The sequence below is a fragment of the Streptomyces sp. NPDC048277 genome, assembly GCF_040652235.1.
Lineage (GTDB): Bacteria > Actinomycetota > Actinomycetes > Streptomycetales > Streptomycetaceae > Streptomyces.
Map to the genome: position 1 here is coordinate 1 of NZ_JBEZLQ010000073.1, position 2,511 is coordinate 2,511.

Here is a 2,511-nt window from a genome sequence, read left to right on the forward strand (position 1 = left end):
AAGTCCAGCAGGCCCTTCCAGGAGAACTGCTCCACCTGGGAGACGCCGAAGACGTCGTCGTCACCGGGGTCGGTGAAGTCGATCGGCTTGCCGCCCGAGGTCATCGGGAGCAGGGCGCCGAGCGAGGTCTCACCCGTGGCGTTCCGCTTGAACCAGATGTTCGGGAAGGCCAGGAAGCGGTGCCAGGCGACACCCATGTCGGTGTTCAGGGCGACCACGATCATCCAGACGAAGGAGGCCCCGATCTTGACCATCGCCGTGAGGTAGATCAGGTTCTGCAGCGTGTCGCCGTTCGTGCCCCGGAAGACGGCGACCAGGGGGTACGAGGCGAAGTACGCGGCCTCGTAGCCGTGCACGTCAGCGAGGGCACCCTCCAGGCCGCGCAGGGCCATGATGGCGAGGCCGATGATCAGGATCACGGCCTCGACGAAGTAGGCCTGCCCGAAGTTCGAGCCCTCGAACCGTGACTTGCGCCCCGGCCGGCGCGGGTGGCTCAGCTGCCTGATGACGATGAGCGTGAGGATGCCGAGCGTGGTCATCGTGCCGATGAACTCGACGAACATCTCGTACGGCAGCCAGTGGCCAATGACCGGCAGTGTCCAGTCAGCCTGGAAAAGCTGGCCGAACGCGTTGACCAGGGTCAGCACCAGGGAGAAGAAGCCGGCCGCGACGAACCAGTGGGCGACGCCCACCACGCCCCACCGGTTCAACCGGGTGTGACCGAGGAATTCCCTGATCACGGTGGCGGTGCGAGCGGTCCGGTCGTCGGTTCGGGTGCCCGCGGGCACGTCCTGTCCGAGCCGCACGAATCGATAGATCTGAGCGATGGCACGACCGAACAGCGCCACACCGACCACAGCGAGAACAAGTGATGCAAGGATCGCGGTCAGCTGCATGGGGGCTCCTGCATGACGAAGAGGATGCTGATCCCGACAGTTCGGTGTTCCGGCTCAAGTAAGGAACGGCATCCAGGCTGTTCGGTGCCCCCGGGGCACAGCTTCACCCGAGCAGACCAACGAAGGTCGTTGGCTCGGCCTGTTCGCTGTCGAGGCGGTTTCCCGCATGTTACGCAGTCGCCCGGATGGATCAGGTTGGATATTTTCCGACCTCAGACCTGCGAATTCGTGGACTCCACGGCTCCCTCGCTTTACAGGTCAGCCATATCTGACAGGGGTGCTGGGGAGTCGGGGTGCCGCGCCGCGACTGGGCGATGAAGGAGCGGAAGCCGACAGCGAGGCCTCAGCGGTGGTGATCGCAAGTGTCCCGATCGCGCCGCGTCCAAGTCCGTCATCACCCCCCTTCCCTCGTCGCATCCCTGGCGCCTGAAGAGGTTTCGGGATGCGTTGTCACGGGAGGCGACGGGGGATAGCCGGTCCGACGGTGGCCTTGGGGGAAATCTACCTCCAGCCTGATACATCGTCCTGAATGTGGGCCAGGAGGTCGACTCTGACCTCCCTGGCCACGCAGAGGTAGGATCCCTCCCGTGACTGAAGCACCAGTGACAACGAGGGACATCGCGCGAGCCGCCGTGCGGGAGCGCCTGGCCCGGGTGGCTGTGGAGTTCTTTCGCCGGGAAGGCTTCGACAAGGTCACCGCCAGTGAGGTCGCCGATGCGGCCGGTGTGTCGCGCAGTACGTTTTTGCGGTACTTCGGTACCAAGGAGGAAGCGGTCCTGAGCGCGTTTGAGCCGAACTGCGGCGAGGCCGCAGCCGTGCTGCGCGCCCGGCCCCTCGACGAGGATGCTTGGACGGCCCTGCGGCAAGCGATGAGTGCGCTCACCCAGCCTTACTACGACAGTGCGGCGGACAGTCTCGCTCTGGCCCGCCTCATCGACGAGTCCGCCGCGCTGCGGGCGCGCCGCCTGGAGATGATGTCCCGCTGGCGCGACATCCTGGCGGGCGTCCTCGCCGAACGGGCCGGCGAGCCCGGAGAGGTCGCTATCGGCTTTCTGGTGCTCACAGCTGCCGCGCTCGACTGCGTGACCATTGCTGTCGAGCGATGGACCGCGCTGGACGGCTGCGTCGACCTGGTCGTTCTCCTGGACGAGGCGCTGGCCACGTTCACTCCCCGATAGGCCGAGCAGCTTCGGAAGCCGTACGGCTCCGGGATCCGGGCAACGGCGTTGCGTGGTCGAGCCGGTCACCAGGAGGGCCGACCCGGTCACACCCCGGGTCGGCCCCGTTTCCTGGTCCCTTGTGGCCGGGCGCGGAAGGTGCCCGCGAGCTCAGGGCCGCAGGTCGTCGAGTACGCCCTGGACCCTCGTACGGATGTCGGCCTCGTAGGTGCCGCCACGGTAGACGATGACGTGGGCGCGGTCGGCCTCGATGCCGGCCAGCGCGGCCGAGGTGACGTCGTCCATGGTCAGCCCTTCCTGCGGCAGGCCGGCTCTTCTCAGCGTCGCCTCGTCCAGCGGAGTCATCGGCACGTCGGCCGGATTGACCTGGCGGGAGCTGACGCCGATGTCGCTGGGGACGTAACCGGGGCACAGGGCGGTCGCGCCGACATGGGGCG

General features: G+C 66.9%; 2 protein-coding genes and 1 pseudogene. 1 reads left to right on the plus strand and 2 read right to left on the minus strand.

Annotated features, from left to right (window positions below; translation table 11 throughout):
• Nucleotides 1–896: pseudogene (locus tag AB0D85_RS52120) on the minus strand (Fe-S oxidoreductase); the annotation flags it as partial.
• Between the two features lie 653 nt (nucleotides 897–1,549).
• On the opposite strand from AB0D85_RS52120, the gene AB0D85_RS52125 reads away from it, so the two are divergent.
• Nucleotides 1,550–2,074, plus strand: coding sequence for a TetR family transcriptional regulator (locus AB0D85_RS52125; protein WP_362338727.1), 525 nt, complete (start codon nucleotides 1,550–1,552; stop codon nucleotides 2,072–2,074).
• Nucleotides 2,075–2,224: 150 nt separating this feature from the next.
• Here AB0D85_RS52125 and AB0D85_RS52130 read toward each other — a convergent pair.
• On the minus strand, nucleotides 2,225–2,511 hold a 287-nt coding region (locus AB0D85_RS52130), incomplete at its 5' end, for a hypothetical protein (protein ID WP_362338730.1).